This is a genomic window from Dyella sp. 2YAF14 (assembly GCF_052114725.1).
GTDB lineage: Bacteria > Pseudomonadota > Gammaproteobacteria > Xanthomonadales > Rhodanobacteraceae > Dyella.
Window position 1 is genome coordinate 102,262 of record NZ_JBFRFH010000001.1, and the last position, 16,193, is coordinate 118,454.

Below are 16,193 nucleotides of genomic sequence, written 5' to 3' on the forward strand. Positions count from 1 at the left end.
CGGGCCCCGTTACACAATCACGGCGGCTTTTGCCGCGATGATCAGTGAGCACACTGCGGACCGTGAATATGCAGCGCACGCTGCGTGCGCAAGTTCACGAAGTGCGCGCTTGCCACGAGCAAGCCGCCGCAGGTGACCATCACGCTGTGCACGCCGATGCCGAATTTCTCGGCGAAGGTGACCCCGAAGATCAACAACGCCAGGCCCGGCAGCGCCAGTAGCAAAGGCACCGGCCGGTGGTGATGTCGATAACCGCTGACCAGGCTGATCAGCGCCAGCGCGCAGGCAAACATCACGAAGCCACGCTCGAACGCGTGGTCGGCAAGGAAACCCAGCCCAATGAACGGAAGTATCGCCAGCACGAACGGAAGCGCCGCGCAGTGGATGGCGCAAAGGAAGGATGCTGTCGCACCCACCCGGTCAGCCAGAGACCAAAAGCGATTGTTGTGCTGCTGGGGAGCTGCCATCGGATCGGGGACCGGCACGGAGCATAGGGGTCGTCAGGTGACCCATTGACGCCATGTTACATTATAACGCCATGAACGCAAACCTTCCGGCCACGGTCATTCAGGCGGAGGCAGTCAGCTCTTGCGGCAGTGTTTGCACAGACCGTGCACTTCCAGCGTCTGCGCCTGGGGCCGAAAGCCAAAGCTCTTGGCCTGTGCCTCGATCAGCTCCGCCACGCGTTCGTCGCACACTTCCTGGGCGCTGGAACAGTTGTCGCAGATCAGGAACGGCACCTGGTGCGCCTCGGCCGGGTGATGGCAGGAGACGAAGGCGTTGATCGATTCCAGCTTGTGGATGAAGCCGTGCTCGAGCAGGAAATCGAGCGCGCGATACACCGTGGGCGGCGCTGCGTTGCCGTGACGCTCGCGCAGCTGATCGAGCAGGTCGTACGCCTTCACCGGCTTGCCGGCGGCGGCGACCAGTTCGAGCACCTCTTTGCGCAGAGGGGTCAACCGGAGACCGCGTTCCTCACTGGCATGCTCCACCGCACGCACGAAGCTTTGCGCGTCGTCGTGGTGATGGTGATGCGTGTGCGGTTTGTCTACGGCATGACTCAATGGATTCACCTCGGAAACCATCATACACCGACGTCTATGTGAGGCCTGTTGCAGCCCATCGCAAGCCGGCTCAGCGTCGCGACGGCAACGGCGGCGGCACGGCTTTGGGCTTAGGCCGCGGCCTCAACACAATGACCACCCAGCCAATCGGGCCGAGCACGGCCGCCAGCACGACGCCCTCCACCGTGCGCCCACGCCACCAGCCCAGCAGCGCGCCCACCACCATAAACAGCACGCTCCACCAGAACAGCGCCACCCACGGCACCAGGCCCATCAGGTTGAGGAAGATGTGCAGGAAGGCATCAGGACTGTCCGGATCCACCCCTTGCGTCGCTTTTTCCAGCCATTGTTCCACGGGCGCTCCACGAAGGCGTAAAGAGGGGCCGACTCACTACGATAGACCGTTCAAACGGTGTCCGCGCGTGGCATGCACCCGCCACCACTACCGTTTCTCCAGCGGATCCAAACCATGCGCTGCCTGCTGATCGAAGACGATACCCAAACCGTTGCCTTGATCCAGGAAGGTCTGATCCAGGCCGGCCACGAGGTCACGGTCTGCCATGACGGCGCCAAACGGACTGGCGCACCGCCAGCGAACAATGGGATGTCGTCCTGCTCGACCGCATGCTGCCCGGCGGCCTGGATGGGCTCGATCTCCTGGCGACGATGCGCCTGAGCGACGATCGCACGCCGGTGCTGGTGCTCAGCGCACTGAGCAGCTTCGATGAACGCATCCGCGGCCTGGGCAGCGGCGGCGACGACGACGACGACCTGACCAAGCCGATTGCGCTGGATGAATTGCCCGTCCGCGTCGAGGCCTTGGCGCGGCGCGCCGGCCAGCGCAGCGGTAAGTAATGAAACATTTCCGGCATGCGAGCTCCTTAAGCCGGCAGGCTTGCAATTAACGTAGCACCGCAACTGGTGTGATGACCGTGCAAAGCGACCGCTGCGCCAGCAAAGCGCAAGGTGGCATCCCCCTCCACGATGGTAGTGGGCCCGCACCTTGGGCACATCACGGCGTCACCAACACGAGCAATACGTCGGCCGTCGATCCTCCATGTGTGCAAGACCGGCATGACAGTGCCGCCATGGGTGGTTCTATCGCCCTCACGCACAGGGCGCTTGCCGGGAAAGCGCATCATCATCTCCTGATATGGATGCCATGAGTCATGGGCGCAAACGCCCGCAGAGGTTGATCAAGGGCTATTTGCCACCTGCCGTCTGCGGCATCAGCGTCACGCCAAAGGGATTGCCGGACGGCTTCTTGCCTGGCGTTGGCGAAGTGATGGTGATCAGGGTCACCTCATCCTTGTTGCGCATCGGCACCACCACGCTGGTATCACCCTCGAGGTAACTGGCCATAGTGGCTAGCGCGATGCCGACGAAGGGCGAGGCGGCACCCGTATCGCCCAGGCGTTGCGTGAGGTCGTAGCTTTCCTTTGATTCGAGCAGATCGACGGGGCTGCCGGCGGCTTTCAATGCGGGCATCAGTTCGGCCAGGGCGGGCACGTCCGGTTTCTGTCCGGCGTCGTAGAACACGCGGGCGGGCGACGGATCGATCGTTTCGGTCGCCTTATTCCAGCCTTCGGCCAACACGGCGGTCAACGCCTCATTCTTCAACCGCGTGCCCGGCTTGGCCGGATTGTCGAGCGGAACGGTGACCGGACGGTGCAGCACGGCAAGCGTCTTCAAGGCGTCCCACTGCTCGAGTTCCCGCTTCGTAAATGGCTGGGGAATAAAGGGCGATGGAACAAAGTCCTGCTTGGGCGGGCGTGCCCAGCCGGTGAACTCCGGATCGATCGGGTTCTTGTTGATTTTGGTGTAGGGAGCGTAGAAACGCAGCCAGTTGATGCGCTCGGGGCGGCCGACGACGAGGGCGACCATGCCGTCGGTGAGCCTTCCTGGCGGGCGGCCATCGACTCCGCCGCCCATCGACTTCAGCGTCACGTCTTTGCTCGAAAGCGCGGCCTGCATATTGAATCCGTCAACAGTGTAGATCAGCACGGCCGGCAAATCGGGATTTCTCTCGAATAACTGGAAGATGCTCTCGATCACAAATTCCGGAGTGTCATCGCAGGCGATGCCATTGGGAAGGTTGAGGATGCGGTGCCAATGCAGCCCTGCGTCTGGGCGAAGACCGTTCACCATCGTGCTAAGCATCTCATCGACGTCACCAGCCCTCAGACGAGGATTGGGAACTTCCGAATTCCAGCCGCGCACAACCGTCACGGTTGGAATTGGCCACTTCTCGGGGAAATCACGCAGACCCAACTCCAACGCATCGAGTTTGCGCTTGCTATAGGCCATGTTCCTATCGTCACCAGTGAAGGGATATTTTTTTGGATCAGTCGGCAATGCCGAACCCACATGCAGTCCTGTTGGCTGCACGGCATCCTGCGTTTGAAGCGCCGCCCATGCCTGTCCTTGACGAAAGACATCCACGCTCAACCCAATGCTAAGCACATCCAACGTTTCCAGGCGCGCAGTATCGGTGGGTGCTTTGTAGAGTGGCGAGTTGAGCATGGAAATGGCCTCCGTGGCCGGTATAGCGGATGGAGATGACGTACTTACACAAGCGAGATTGGACAGCGGAGCGGAAGACGGCGTCGCCGCATGTCCCTTCATCAAGGCAAGCAAACAAAGGGCCCCTGCGCCGAAGCGGCGCCATTGCCATAACCAAGGGGTCATGACTTACTCCCCTCGGGTGGTGTGCCACCGTTTTGCAGAGGTCTGCCTAAGAGGCGTCCACCGATGGTCTGGCTGGCCACCAGTTCTGGCATGTCGATGCTCATCTGCACTGGCTGCTGGCCGGTTTGCCGATAATTGACCGTGTCATCAATTAATTCCTTGAACCCATGGCTGGTCAACTGCTCGTCGTTGTAAAACGCCAGCACGTCTGCGGCGGGCAAGTCCTCCAAAACATTGGCGACCGAATTCCCACCTGAGTCATCCCAATTCTCGTCCTTCTTCTTCCAATCCAACCTCCAATCCGCCACCCGACACAGATACGCATAAAACCCCTCCTCCATCACGCTGCGCGTCGGCCCGATCGCGAGGTCATAGGCCATCACGTATTGGCTATGCATCGGGTTGGCCGGGATGGCTGAGTGGAACGACAGCGGCTCGTCCGTGCGTTGCCAGCGCCTGGCCGCTTCGTTGGGTGTCTCGCTGTGAATGATGTTGACCTTGCCGTTGCCCAAGACGATGACCCGCTTGACCTGAGTGCGGTCGGCGACGTCTTTGCCTTGGTTGAGCATGGCCTCGACATCCTGCGCGCTCCGTCCCCTGGCAAAGGCGGCGCCTTCATCCATCTCGGTGGTGAACAAGTCCTTGTCGGGGTTCCAGCCATCCGAACGGGTGATGGCGATGCGGGCATCGATCGGGTCCAGTTGCTGCTTGGCCTGATAGACGCCGCTGGGGGTGTCGCGCTGGGCCACTTCGGCACCGTTGGCGAAGTCGGCGGTGACCGGCAGCGGCAATGGGGCTCCGTTGAGGGTAACGGCCTGCCCCTTTGAGAAGTCGGCGCGTCCAAACCGCGCCTGCCAATTCATGCCAGTGTCCTCCCACGTTCTTTCTCCGTCGCGCAGCAAGGTGTAGCGATAGCCAGCCGGGTAGACGCCTACTTGCTCGGGGGCGCCGTCGCGATGGCGCAGCGTAAATACTCTCTGGTTGAAGCGCGTACCCAATTGCGACAGCACGCGTTGCGAGCCGCGGGCATCGGGCACGCCCTGCCAGCCGATTCCCTGCACATTGGACAGCCCCACGGTTTGGTCTTGGGGGGTGAAGTACAGGCTGACCAGGCCGCGGTTATCGCGCTCGGTGACAGTGACAGCTTGGCCACCAATGGTGGTCTGGCAGGTATGTCCGTTCCAATTGGCGCCGCCAACGCGCGTGTTGATGTCGTCGCTGGCCATCTGGGGGAGAGAAACGGCGGTGTTGGCTTGTCCGGTGATGAATTGAACAATGCCGCTCAAGGTCGTCAGGCGTGCCTCACGGGTCTGCTGTTTGCTGAAGTTTTGCAAGGTTTCGTTGAACGGCTCCTCCAGGCTGTAGGGCGAGTTCAACATCACGAACCCGTCGATCGGCGGCTGTCCCTTGTCCTTCAGCAAAGCATTCGCCAACAGGGTAAGCATGGTCCCCTGACTATGCGCGACGACGTTGATTGTGTCGCCCGGGTAACGCTTGCGGATGATTTGCACCAGCATGGCCAACCGTTGCGCGCCAAGCACCATGTAACGGCGATGCGCGGCAGGCAATAGTGGATGCGTGGCGGTGCCGGCCAAGGCATCCACCGGCACAAAGCCAAAGAGTTTTCCCGTGAAGCCGTTACCCCACATGTCCGGCAAGGTGGTGGTGGCATTGGCGAAGGGGCCGCCCTCCTTGGTGCCTGCCTTGTCCAGCCGATTGCCATGGCGATCCAGCCATTCACCATGGGGCTGGTTCTTGTCGATAGCCGCCTCTTCCTCGCGGTAGCCCCAGTAGAACGGCACCACGACACTGCATATGCCATCGTCGCCACGGCGAGCGCTGCCGAATTTGCGGCGGTAGTAGATGGCATCGGGGTTGGCCGCCTGGCCATCGTCGTCTTGAGGCAGGCTGTATTCCGCCGCTTTCAGGCGGCCGGGATTGTTGCCGGTGAGCTTGCCTGGCGTGAGCAGGTCCAGCCGTTCGTTGAGGCCGTCGCACAGACCTTTTTCGATGGCTGCGTATACCCCAGCCAGATCGTTGACACCGTGCACCAGAATCGTGACGCACGGGCGCTTGGGCCCCACCGGTATGGGGATATCGCCTCCCTTCGGAAGCGTGTTGCCTTTGGCGCTGGCCAGCGCGATGGATGGAGGGTTGAGCATGACGATGAATCTCCAGAGACGTGCTGGATGATCGCGCTGCTTGGTTTGTCGGCCTGTGGCGACACCACCACGGAGCCTACGGCCGGCACCTGCCCGCATTGGGTTATCACGACGGTAGCGCCCAAGCATTTGGAGGCTTGGATAGAAACGCTTTACGTCAAGGACAGCAACGGCAACTGGTTGCATATCCCGCAGGGAGTGGTGGGGGAATTGCCGGATACCGCTGGCTGGAGCGGCCTTCGTTACGGTGGCGGTGGCCCGAACTTTCGCGACGCAGGCGCGCCCATGGAAATCTACGTGCGCTGGCAGTCGCTCGTCGAACCGCAGACCTACAACTGGCGCTTCACCGTGCCCGAATCCATGCGCCAGCTGTTGCTAAAGCGCGAGATGGGCAAGGTCTGGTACAAGCCCCAACCCGAAATGGCCTGTCGCAGCGATATCACAGTAGGCGTGGCACCCGGTGGCCACACCATCTTGTGGGTGGATGGCCAAGGACTAGCTTCCGTGGAAATTGCGCGTGGCCGCGGCACAGCCGAACCTCTAGGACCGGACCAAGGACGTCACGAAGGACGTTACGTCCGCATCTCGGACGACGCCAAGAAATACGTCGAAGAGCACGGCATCCCCTACGACAGCTGGTAACCGCCCCTCCCTTTGATGACTGGATGCCACACCCAACGCCCTCTCTTTCACAGACGAAACGTCATGACCCAAGCCAACCCTCCCAAACGCAAAAAGCATCCATTGACGGAGTGCGTGCATGATTTTCCGTTTGCTTATATCGCTGGCCTCGTTGCTTGGTTTGTCAGCCTGTGGCGACACCTCCACAGAGCCTACGGCCGGCACCTGCCCGCATTGGGTTATCACGACGGTAGCGCCCAAGCATTTGGAGGCTTGGATAGAAACGCTTTACGTCAAGGACAGCCACGGCAACTGGTTGCATATCCCGCAGGGAGTGGTGGGGGAATTGCCGGATACCGCTGGCTGGAGCGACCTTCGTTACGGCGGCGGTGGCCCGAACTTTCGCGACGCAGGCGCGCCCATGGAAATCTACGTGCGCTGGCAGTCGCTCGTCGAACCGCAAACCTACAACTGGCGCTTCACCGTGCCCGAATCCATGCGCCAGCTGTTGTTAAAGCGCGAGATGGGCAAGGTCTGGTACAAGCCCCAACCCGAAATGGCCTGTCGCAGCGATATCACGGTAGGCGTGGCACCCGGTGGCCACACCATCTTGTGGGTGGATGGCCAAGGCCTCGCCTCTGTGGAAATTACGCGTGGCCAGGCCACCGTGGAACCTTTGGGTCCGTATCAAGGATTTTCAAAGGGGAAGTATCGGCCGATGCATGAGCCCGCGAGTCAATACATCAAAGAACACAGCATCCCCTACGACAGCTGGTAACACCATTTTTCCGAGCAACGCTGGCTTCGCTGTTTTGCAGCGCTCTCACACGCTTGGAAAACAGATCACTTCAGGAAAGCAAGCAGGACATCCAAGGACGTTTCCATGACCAACTATCTGTCCCCCGTCAAACGCTACGGCCCCGCCCTGTTGCGTCAGTTCAAAAGCGCGACGCCTGTGCTACTGCTGCTCGGCATGGCCTTTCTGTTGATCGCCATCTGGTGGCTGGGTCCCCAATGGACATGGCATGACAAGAAGCCACTGGCCCCGCTGTCGGTGCGCATCCTGCTGACGGTCCTGCTTTTGCTCGTACCTGCGCTGGTGTGGGCGACAAGGTTGCGCCGCCGCAACAAGGCGCTTGAGGCCAAAGAGCAGAAGGCCCAGGCACATTTGGATGACAAGCGCCTGAAACACGTCGAAGCCCAGCAACGATCGCTCAACCAAAGCCTGGCCGTGTTCAAGACGAGCGTGCCTGGCCGCCAGGGCTTGTACAAACTGCCGTGGTATCTGGTGATGGGCGCGGAGGATGCGGGCAAAACCAGTTTCATCAACCGCTCCAACCAGGACTTCTACCTCACCGGTGCCACCAAGGCATCGAGCAAGCGGACGGACGATCCAGATCTTGCCTACGCCATTGACTGGTGGATGGGCGACCAGGCGGTGCTGATCGATGTACCGGGCCAGCTGATCGATCAAAATGACGCGGGCGCTCCGGCCGACCTCATCGAGAGCTCGACACCCCCGGATGCCTCGCCCGTTGCGCAAAAGCCCGCGCCGAATACAACGTCCGCTTCGAACAAATCGGAGGTTGTCCTGCCGGCAGGCACGCTGCCTCTGCTTTGGGAGAACTTGCTTGACTGGCTGGGGCAACATCGAAGCCGCCGTCCCCTGAACGGCGTGGTGCTGGTGATCGACCTGATCGCCCTGCTCAATCAAAAGCCGAGCGACCGCAAGGCCCAGGCCACGCTACTTCGCTCGCGCCTGCTCGACCTGGGTGCCCACCTGGGTACGCGGCCGCCGGTTTACGTCGTGTTGACCAAGGCGGATCAGCTCGACGGCTTTGCGACATTCTTCTCGCGCCAGCCGCGCGCCGTGCGCGAAGACATCCTCGGCTTCACCTTTACCTTGGATTCGGTAAAGGACTTCGATGCGTGGATCGCAGAATTGTCCCAGAGCTATGGCCAGATGGTGGCTCGTCTGAACGAGCAAGTGTTCGATGCGCTGAGCGAACCGTTCGAACGAGAGCAGCGTGAGGGTTTGTTCTCACTCACCCGCGAACTCAATGGCCTGCTTCCCCTATTGCTTCGCCATCTCTCCGACGTTCTTGCCAGTGATCGATCGGGTGCGCCGGCACTGCCGCGCGGCGTCTATTTCTCCTCCGTCTTCCAGGAGGGTGCACTCAATAACGCATTCGTGAATGCCGCAGCGGAGGCGTTTGACCTTAAGGCAGATGTACCGCGTGCTCAGCCCGCGGGACGCGGCTCGGTGTATTTCGCCCAGCATATTTTCCAGCGCATCATTTATCCCGAAGCGGGGCTGGCAGGTGACAACGTCAAAGTCATCGCCGACAAGAAGCGCGCCTTGCTGATCCACCTTGCCGTGGCAACGGTGGGTGGCCTGTTGGTCACGGCGGGCTGGTACCACTACTACACGTTGAACCGCGATCTGGCGTTGAACGTATTGGCCAAAAGCCGGGATTTCAGCGGCAAGCACGTCGATACTGCGTCGGACCCCACCGGGCGGAACCTGCTGGTGCCGCTGGATCAGATTCGTGACGCAGTGACGGTCTATGGCGACTACCGCGACGCGTGGCCGATCGTTTCCGACATGGGCCTGTATCAAGGCCGCAAGATCGGCCCCAAGGTGGACGAGGCCTATCTGCAATTGCTGTCCAAGCGCTTCCTGCCGGAGCTGGCAGGCGGCGTCATGAGTGCCATGAACGACGCACCCGCCAACAGCAACGAGGAGCTGGCCGCTCTACGCGTCTACCGCATGATGGAGGACCGCCAGAACCGCCGCGCGCCCATCGTGGAGGACTGGATGGCCAGATACTGGCATCAGGCCTTTCCAGGTGATGGCACCGAACAGAACGCCCTGATGCGTCATCTTGACTACGCCATGAAGTATGTCGATGCGGAACTGCCCCAATACCGCGAGCGTGTGGCGGAGGTGCAGCAGGATCTGCGGCAGATTCCCACGCCGCAACGTGTCTACATGGGCATGCAACAGCAGGCGGGTGACACCTTGCACGCACCCTTGGACTTGCGCCGAGAGATCGGTCCGGCGTTCGATGTCGTGTATCAGGCCCGCGCAACGGATGCCGCCAAACGACCCGCCACACAGATCGACGCGCTGCTTACCGCTCGCGGCTTCCACGAATATTTCGAGCCTCGCAGCCAGGACGTGACGGAACTGGCGATGATCGACGAGTGGACGTTGGGCCAGCGCAATCACATCGACTACTCCGAGGCCGACAAGCAAGCGTTGGCGGGCCGTGTTCGCACGATTTACACCGCGGACTACATCGCGAACTGGCGCCAGGGGATCAACCAGCTCGACGTCGTGGATTTCAACGACATCGGCCAGGCGGTGACCGTACTCGAAAGCATCACCAGTGCTGCCGCACCGATGCGCCGCCTTGTCGAAACAGTGCGGGACAACACTCAGCTCAACCCGCCGGTGCCGTCAGACGGCAAGCTCAAGGCGCCCACCTCCGCCAACGAAGCTGCCAACCGCCAGTTGGCCGCGGACGTCGCCCGATCATTCGCCCCGCTGACCGATTTGCTGACGGCCAAGGGGGACAAGCCCTCGTATCTGGATGAAACCATGGCTGCCGTCGGCAACGTTCGCGATGCGGTCAAGAGCGTCCAAGACAGCCCGGATCGCGGCAAGGCAGCTCTGGCCATGGTGCTGGACCGCTTCGCCTTGAAGGGCCAGGACCCCATCGGGATCCTGCAGCGCTTCGCGACGGGTCTGCCAGAACCACTCAACGGCCAAGTTAAAAAAATCGCCGACGAATCGTCACAGGTGCTGCTCGTCGAAGCCCTGCGCGAACTGGAGCGACGCTGGGATGCGGATGTGTACAGCTTTTATAGCGAGCATTTGGCCGGACGCTATCCGTTCAACCCGGCCAGCGCTTCCGATGCGTCGCTGGAGGACTTTGAAGTCCTGTTCGGACCGCAGGGCCGACTGCAGCAGTTCCGCGACAAATACCTCAAGATGTTCCTCGAGGACAATCTCGATGCGCTGTACTCCGAGCGTCGCGGAGGGTATCTGGTGCGCACCGATGTACTCACTCAGCTGGAAGCCGCCAACCGTATCCGCGACGCATTCTTCAACAATCGCGGCGCGCTGAACGTGCAATTCAACGTGACGCCGCTGGGGCTGACGGCCAATCGCCGCAGCAGCGTGCTCGGTATCGAAGGCCAGCTGATTTCCTACGATCACGGCCCCAGCAACAGTGTTGGCTTGATGTGGCCAAACGGCCTGGGTAGCAGCACCGACAGCCGCGTCACCCTGGTCAACAGCAGTGGCAACAGCAGCAGCCTGGTATTTCGCGGCCCCTGGTCCATGTTTCGCCTGTTGAGCCGCGCGCAGCTCACGGGCACTACACCCACTACGGTCGATTTGAGCTTTACCGCCGACGATGGTGGCGCGATGCGCTATCGCATCAGCGCTGAGAAGGCCAACAACCCGTTTACCCAACGCATCTTTAATAACTTCGCGCTGCCGCGCACCTTGTTGCGGGATGACGCGGCATCGGTCTCTCCGGGCACACAACCTATGGCGCCACCCGCCAAACCCGTGGCGAATTGAGTGTGCTGTCCACGCTCCATCAGACGCCGCAGGGCGCCGTTTGATGGAGCGTGGTTCTGGCTACTAGGTGGATGCACCAGGTCACACGTCCGCATTCCCTTTCTTCGGGAATAGCGGCTCATTAATGCAGGTTACGAACCAAACCGGACTTAGCCCTTCGCCTTGGCGATGGCGTCGTCGATACGCTGCAATGCCACCTCGCGACCCGCGAGATAAATGGTGTGATCGATCGATGGCGACACCTGCGTGCCGGTCATCGCCACGCGCAGTGGCTGGGCGATCTTGCCCATGCCGAGTTCGAGCTTGGCGGCGATCTGCTCGATCACGCCGTGGATGGGCTCGGGCTTCCATTCGACATCCGCGATCAGGCTCTTTGCTTCGGTGAGCACCGCCACGGCGCTGTCGTTCTGCAGATGCTTGGCGACTGCCTTGTCGTCCCACTCGGTGATCGGGCCGTACCAGATCTTGGCGCGCTCGGCCATTTCCTTCAGCGTCTGCACGCGATCGCGCAGCGCGACGATGACGTCGGCGGGGTTCGGGCCCTTGCTGAAGTCGATGCCGGCCTGCGTGAGGTGCCATTCGAATTCCGGCGCAATGGACGCGGGCTCTTCGGTCTTCAGGTAATGCTGGTTGAGCCACGACAACTTGGTGACGTCGAAGCGAGAAGCGGCCTTGTTGACGTCGCCGATGTCGAACAGGTTCACCATCTCCTGCTCGGAGAAGATCTCCTGATCGCCATGCGACCAGCCCAGGCGCACCAGATAATTGAGCAGCGCGTGCGGCAGGAAGCCGTCGTCGCGGTATTGCATCACGCTCACCGCGCCGTGGCGCTTGCTGAGCTTCTGGCCATCCGGGCCGAGGATCATCGGCAGGTGCGCGAATTCCGGCACGGGCTTGCCGAGTGCCTTGTAGATATTGATCTGGCGAGGCGTGTTGTTGACATGGTCGTCGCCACGGATCACCTCGGTGATGCCCATGTCGATATCGTCGACCACCACGGCGAAGTTGTAGGTCGGCCAGCCATCGGAGCGGAAGATCACCAGGTCATCGAGCTCGGCGTTGGCCCACTCGATGCGGCCCTTCACCTTGTCCTCGAACACCACGGTGCCTTCCAGCGGATTCTTGAAGCGCATCACGCGGTTCGGATCGTCGCGGTAGGGCTCGTTGCGATCGCGGTAGTAGCCGTTGTAGCGGGGCTTCTCGCCCTTGGCGTAGGCGGCCTCGCGCATGGCCTCGATCTCGTCCTTGGACTCGTAGGCGTAGTAGGCCAGACCTGCTTTCAACAGCTCGTCGGCGACCTGCTTGTAGCGCTCCAGGCGTGCCGTCTGGTAAACCGGACCCTCATCGTGCGTCAGCCCGAGCCAATTCATGCCATCGAGGATGGCTTGCACGGCCTCTTCGGTGGAGCGCTCGCGGTCGGTATCCTCGATGCGCAGCGCAAATGCACCACCGCGGCGGCGTGCCTCCAGCCAGCAGTACAGCGCCGTGCGGGCACCGCCGATATGCAGGAAACCGGTGGGACTGGGGGCAAAACGGGTGCGGACGGTCATGGGCTGCTTGGACGGGGACGATAAGGAAGTGGGAAATTTTAGCCGATACCGCAGCAAGAACCGACCACGGATCACCGTGGTCCCACGCGCAGTCGCTTTTTTGGCGGCATGGGCGTGCTTGCTGGCAATCAACGCCGCCCACGCGGACGACAATCCAGGCTATGACCGCCCCGGCCTTGGCTTCACGCCGGTAGCGCTCAATGCCGGGGACGTGACCATCGAGCAAGGCCTTCCGACCTGGACCCGGGACAACCTGGGCAGCGGCCATATCCAGTCCCAATACACCACGGACAGCCTGGTCCGACTCGGCCTTGGCGGTCCGTTCGAGGCCCAGCTGGGTACCTCGCCGTTCAATGCGATCCACACCACCGGCCCCGGCCTCGACAGCTGGGACCACGGCCGCGGCGACACCATCCTCGCGCTCAAATTCGCGCCCGACAAAGCCGATGCGAAGTGGACCTGGGGCGTGCTGGGCAGCGTGGAATTCACCGATGGCAGTCGCGCCGTGCGCAACGAGCAGCGGCAATACCTGCTGGGCGTGGACATCAACCGGCAGATCACCGACAACGACGGCGTCGGCGCCTATCTCGAACAGACCGCCAGCGGCAGCGATGGGCAAAGCACGTTCGCGCTCAACGAGAGCCATGTGCTCAACCCCTCGATGGTGGGCTATGTCGAGCTTGCCCAGGTGCACGAACGGGGCGAGCGCAGCGGCACGGAGGCGGGCTCCGGCGTGGCCTGGCAGGTGAACCGCCGCGTGCAGCTCGATGGCGGCCTGCGCGCTCGCGTGGCCGGACACGCCCAGCTGTGGATGGTCAGCCTGGGCGTGTCGGTGTTCCTGGGGCGGTTTACTTCACCGTGACGGTGATGGCCTTGGAGACGATCGCCGGTTCGAACGGGATGTGGTTTTCATCGGCCATCTCTAGCTGCAGCGTGTGCTTGCCCGGAGCCAGCTTCAGCGTGGTTTCGGTCTGGCCGTTGCCGAAGTGCAGGTGCTGATCGTCCTTCGGGATGGGCTGGCCAGCGGCCGGCAGCTCCTTCACATCCACCAGCAGGTGGTGATGGCCGGTGCCTTCCTTCTTCACGCCCGCCGGTGCCACGCCCATGCCCTTGAGGCCGAACTGCACGGTCACTTCCTGGCCGACGATGGCGCCGTCCTTGGGTGAAATGATGTAGACCTCGGCGCCCACCGGCGCCTTCGTCACGGGCAGGCCCGGTGCATCGGCAGCAAACAGACCGCCGGTGAGGCCGGCAAGCGCAACAGCGAGCAAAAAGCGTTTCATCGGCATGTCTCCTTCATGACAAGAGGGTTGGAGTGTACCCATGGAAACGCTAAGGGCGCGTGCGCAGACGACACCTGCCGCGACGGCCGTCATGTGGGCGTCATACCTGCGCCACGACCCCGCAACGCCACCAGAGGAATCTGCACCGGGCCAGCAAACGGTACTCCCTAGTGCGCATCGGCATAGTCAGCGAAACCTATCCACCCGAAATCAATGGCGTGGCACTGACCGTGCACAGCCTCGCCGCCGGACTGGCGTCGCAGGGACACACGGTCGACCTGATACGTCCCCGTCAGCAAACCCCCTTCAAAGATGAGCCCGGCATCGTCACACTGGAAGTGCGCGGCGCATCGCTGCCACGCTATCCGGGCCTGCGCTTTGGCCTGCCGGCCGGTGGCCTCCTGCGTGACCGCTGGACGCGCCTGCGCCCCGATGCCATCTACGTTGCGACCGAAGGTCCGCTGGGCTGGTCAGCCGTACGCACCGCCAAGCGCCTGGGTATTCCGACCGCCACCGGTTTCCACACCCGCTTCGACGCGTATGCCGACCACTACGGCGTAGGCTTTCTCACGCCGATCGTGCGCAACTATCTGCGCAACTTCCATCGTCGCGCCGCCGCCACGCTGGTGCCCACCGAAGCGCTCGCCAACGAACTGAACGCGCTCGGCGTGGATACCGCCCGCCTGCTGCGCCGCGCGGTCGACACGCAGCTGTTTCATCCGCGCCATCGCAATGCGGCCTTGCGCGAGCAGTGGAACGTGGATGGCAACACGCCGGTCGTGCTCTACGTCGGGCGCATCGCGGCGGAAAAAAACCTCGGCCTGGCCGTGCGCGCATTTCGCGCCGTACAGCAGCAGATTCCCAAAGCACGCTACGTGTGGGTCGGCGATGGTCCGGCGCGCGCCGCACTGCAGGAGGCCAACCCCGATTTCATCTTTGCAGGCATGCAGCGCGGCGAAGCCCTGGCTCAGCACTACGCCAGCGCGGATCTGTTTCCGTTCCCCAGCCTGAGCGAAACCTTCGGCAATGTGATCCTCGAAGCGCTGGCCTCCGGCCTGCCGGTGGTGGCCTATGAAGAAGGCGCCGCGCGCGAGCATCTGCACACCGGCCAGAACGGTTATCGCATCGATGCCGGCAACGAACGCAGCTTCATCGAATCGACCGTGATGCTTGCCTCCAACGCCAGCCTGATCCGGCACATGGGTCGCGCGGCGCACGCAAGCATCGCCAATCTCTCGCCCGACGCGGTCATCAACGAGTTCGAGCATCTTTTGGCTGAGCTGGCTAAGGAGAACGCGCATGAGCACGCTGCCGCCCCTGCACACGCCTGAACTTCCCGCCGGCCCGCGCTTCGCCATTGATCGGCGCATGTGCGTGGCGGCCAACCGCTGGGGTACGCGCCGCGCGGTCGGCGTGTTCTTCGGCATCATCAGCCGACTCGGCGATGGTGTGTTCTGGTATTCGCTGATGGCGGTATTGGCCCTGGTCGACGGCCGACGCGGCTTGCTGGCTGCCGCGCAGATGGCCCTTACCGGTCTTACCGCCCTGCTGCTCTATCGCCTGCTCAAGCGCTGGACACGCCGCCCTCGCCCGTTCCGCGCCTGCCCCGGCGTGATCGCGCATGTGCCGCCGCTGGATGAATTCAGTTTCCCCTCGGGCCACACGCTGCAGGCGGTGAGCTTCACCGTCGTGGCGCTGGCCTGGTATCCGCTGCTCGCGCCGCTGCTGCTGACCTTCACCGCACTGGTGGGTGCATCGCGCGTGATCCTTGGGCTGCACTATCCGAGCGACGTGATTGCCGCGACGGTGATCGGCAGTGCGCTCGGCGCATTGTCGTTGTGGCTGCTGCCGCTGCACGTGCTGGTGGCGTAAAGCCCGCTTGCCCACCAGCGCAGCGTGCGTTGCGCATTTCGCCATCACTGCGTCGCCATCGCTTTGGCATCAGTGAGATAGGTCATCTATCCACAGGCTTTGCTCGCGACCATCCACATCAGCTGTGGAAAACCGGCCTGTCATGCGCCGGCATCACTGGTCACTATTTCGTCATCGCGTAATGACTTCCTTGCGCAGCAACGAGTTGCGTTGCTTATCCACAGGTTTGCGCGAGTGACATCCACAAACGCTGTGGAAAACATCGGCGCAGCTGAGCAAAAGTTCAGCACGGTGTCGCAAGTCGTTGTCGACAAAGCCATGGCATGCAGTTGTCCACAGGCTTATGCAGGAGCTATCCA

15 protein-coding genes are annotated in these 16,193 nt (G+C 62.1%); 7 read left to right on the plus strand and 8 right to left on the minus strand.

Annotated elements, in window-relative coordinates:
* Window positions 1–41 precede the first annotated feature (41 nt).
* The 3 genes from AB4Y82_RS00505 to AB4Y82_RS00515 form a co-directional block, all read right to left on the minus strand.
* Window positions 42–467: a MerC domain-containing protein gene (locus tag AB4Y82_RS00505; protein WP_441603453.1), complete on the minus strand. Its 426-nt coding sequence runs from the start codon at window positions 465–467 to the stop codon at window positions 42–44.
* Window positions 468–581: 114 nt separating this feature from the next.
* A complete protein-coding gene (locus AB4Y82_RS00510) occupies window positions 582–1,088 on the minus strand; it encodes a transcriptional repressor (protein ID WP_441603454.1) in 507 nt (168 codons plus the stop codon).
* 46 nt (window positions 1,089–1,134) lie between these two features.
* Window positions 1,135–1,419, minus strand: a complete 285-nt coding sequence (locus tag AB4Y82_RS00515) for a hypothetical protein (RefSeq protein WP_441603455.1) — start codon at window positions 1,417–1,419, stop codon at window positions 1,135–1,137.
* Between the two features lie 269 nt (window positions 1,420–1,688).
* Between AB4Y82_RS00515 and AB4Y82_RS00520 the strand changes: the two genes are divergently transcribed.
* On the plus strand, window positions 1,689–1,919 hold the full coding sequence (locus AB4Y82_RS00520; protein WP_441603456.1) for a hypothetical protein: 231 nt from the start codon (window positions 1,689–1,691) through the stop codon (window positions 1,917–1,919).
* Between the two features lie 26 nt (window positions 1,920–1,945).
* On the opposite strand, the gene AB4Y82_RS00525 is transcribed toward AB4Y82_RS00520, so the two are convergent.
* From AB4Y82_RS00525 to AB4Y82_RS00535, 3 genes are all read right to left on the minus strand, one after another.
* Entirely contained in the window at window positions 1,946–2,209 is a 264-nt protein-coding gene (locus AB4Y82_RS00525; RefSeq protein WP_441603457.1) for a PAAR domain-containing protein, read from the minus strand.
* Between the two features lie 58 nt (window positions 2,210–2,267).
* On the minus strand, window positions 2,268–3,587 hold the full coding sequence (locus tag AB4Y82_RS00530) for a type VI lipase adapter Tla3 domain-containing protein (protein WP_441611063.1): 1,320 nt from the start codon (window positions 3,585–3,587) through the stop codon (window positions 2,268–2,270).
* 161 nt (window positions 3,588–3,748) lie between these two features.
* Complete coding sequence (locus tag AB4Y82_RS00535; protein WP_441611064.1) at window positions 3,749–5,914, minus strand: T6SS effector phospholipase Tle3 domain-containing protein; 2,166 nt, start codon at window positions 5,912–5,914, stop codon at window positions 3,749–3,751.
* A 27-nt stretch (window positions 5,915–5,941) separates the two neighbouring features.
* Between AB4Y82_RS00535 and AB4Y82_RS00540 the strand changes: the two genes are divergently transcribed.
* The 3 genes from AB4Y82_RS00540 to tssM all read left to right on the plus strand — a co-directional run bounded on the left by AB4Y82_RS00540 (window position 5,942) and on the right by tssM (window position 11,129).
* A complete protein-coding gene (locus AB4Y82_RS00540) occupies window positions 5,942–6,556 on the plus strand; it encodes a DUF2931 family protein (protein ID WP_441611065.1) in 615 nt (204 codons plus the stop codon).
* Window positions 6,557–6,674: 118 nt separating this feature from the next.
* The gene (locus tag AB4Y82_RS00545) at window positions 6,675–7,313 is read left to right on the plus strand and encodes a DUF2931 family protein (RefSeq protein ID WP_441611066.1); all 639 of its coding nucleotides are present in this window, start codon (window positions 6,675–6,677) and stop codon (window positions 7,311–7,313) included.
* Window positions 7,314–7,418: 105 nt separating this feature from the next.
* On the plus strand, window positions 7,419–11,129 hold the full coding sequence (gene tssM / locus AB4Y82_RS00550; RefSeq protein WP_441611067.1) for a type VI secretion system membrane subunit TssM: 3,711 nt from the start codon (window positions 7,419–7,421) through the stop codon (window positions 11,127–11,129).
* A gap of 149 nt (window positions 11,130–11,278) precedes the next feature.
* Here tssM and gltX read toward each other — a convergent pair whose 3' ends face one another.
* Window positions 11,279–12,679 carry a glutamate--tRNA ligase gene (gene gltX / locus AB4Y82_RS00555; protein ID WP_441603460.1) on the minus strand — a complete coding sequence of 467 codons (1,401 nt, stop codon included), beginning with the start codon at window positions 12,677–12,679 and terminating at the stop codon, window positions 11,279–11,281.
* Window positions 12,680–12,797: 118 nt separating this feature from the next.
* Between gltX and AB4Y82_RS00560 the strand changes: the two genes are divergently transcribed.
* On the plus strand, window positions 12,798–13,541 hold the full coding sequence (locus AB4Y82_RS00560; protein WP_441603461.1) for a transporter: 744 nt from the start codon (window positions 12,798–12,800) through the stop codon (window positions 13,539–13,541).
* Here the strand turns inward: AB4Y82_RS00560 and AB4Y82_RS00565 are convergent.
* The gene (locus AB4Y82_RS00565) at window positions 13,528–13,962 is read right to left on the minus strand and encodes a DUF4399 domain-containing protein (RefSeq protein WP_441611068.1); all 435 of its coding nucleotides are present in this window, start codon (window positions 13,960–13,962) and stop codon (window positions 13,528–13,530) included. The two genes, AB4Y82_RS00560 and AB4Y82_RS00565, sit on opposite strands and share 14 nt — an antisense overlap.
* Window positions 13,963–14,132: 170 nt before the next feature.
* Here AB4Y82_RS00565 and AB4Y82_RS00570 point away from each other — a divergent pair, with 170 nt between their 5' ends.
* Together AB4Y82_RS00570 and AB4Y82_RS00575 are read left to right on the plus strand one after the other, a co-directional pair.
* On the plus strand, window positions 14,133–15,293 hold the full coding sequence (locus AB4Y82_RS00570; protein WP_441603463.1) for a glycosyltransferase family 4 protein: 1,161 nt from the start codon (window positions 14,133–14,135) through the stop codon (window positions 15,291–15,293).
* Window positions 15,262–15,834, plus strand: a complete 573-nt coding sequence (locus AB4Y82_RS00575) for a phosphatase PAP2 family protein (protein ID WP_441603464.1) — start codon at window positions 15,262–15,264, stop codon at window positions 15,832–15,834. The genes AB4Y82_RS00570 and AB4Y82_RS00575 overlap by 32 nt, the downstream gene beginning before the upstream one ends.
* The last annotated feature ends 359 nt before the right edge of the window (window positions 15,835–16,193 follow it).

Coding starts and splice junctions, on each gene's coding strand:
- AB4Y82_RS00510 (WP_441603454.1), bottom strand. CDS start 1,088: ATGATGGTTTCCGAGGTGAATCCATTGAGTCATGCCGTAGACAAACCG.
- AB4Y82_RS00525 (WP_441603457.1), bottom strand. CDS start 2,209: ATGATGATGCGCTTTCCCGGCAAGCGCCCTGTGCGTGAGGGCGATAGA.
- AB4Y82_RS00530 (WP_441611063.1), bottom strand. CDS start 3,587: ATGCTCAACTCGCCACTCTACAAAGCACCCACCGATACTGCGCGCCTG.
- tssM (WP_441611067.1), top strand. CDS start 7,419: ATGACCAACTATCTGTCCCCCGTCAAACGCTACGGCCCCGCCCTGTTG.
- AB4Y82_RS00545 (WP_441611066.1), top strand. CDS start 6,675: ATGATTTTCCGTTTGCTTATATCGCTGGCCTCGTTGCTTGGTTTGTCA.
- AB4Y82_RS00535 (WP_441611064.1), bottom strand. CDS start 5,914: ATGCTCAACCCTCCATCCATCGCGCTGGCCAGCGCCAAAGGCAACACG.
- AB4Y82_RS00505 (WP_441603453.1), bottom strand. CDS start 467: ATGGCAGCTCCCCAGCAGCACAACAATCGCTTTTGGTCTCTGGCTGAC.
- AB4Y82_RS00565 (WP_441611068.1), bottom strand. CDS start 13,962: ATGAAACGCTTTTTGCTCGCTGTTGCGCTTGCCGGCCTCACCGGCGGT.
- AB4Y82_RS00575 (WP_441603464.1), top strand. CDS start 15,262: ATGAGCACGCTGCCGCCCCTGCACACGCCTGAACTTCCCGCCGGCCCG.
- gltX (WP_441603460.1), bottom strand. CDS start 12,679: ATGACCGTCCGCACCCGTTTTGCCCCCAGTCCCACCGGTTTCCTGCAT.
- AB4Y82_RS00520 (WP_441603456.1), top strand. CDS start 1,689: ATGCTGCCCGGCGGCCTGGATGGGCTCGATCTCCTGGCGACGATGCGC.
- AB4Y82_RS00540 (WP_441611065.1), top strand. CDS start 5,942: ATGATCGCGCTGCTTGGTTTGTCGGCCTGTGGCGACACCACCACGGAG.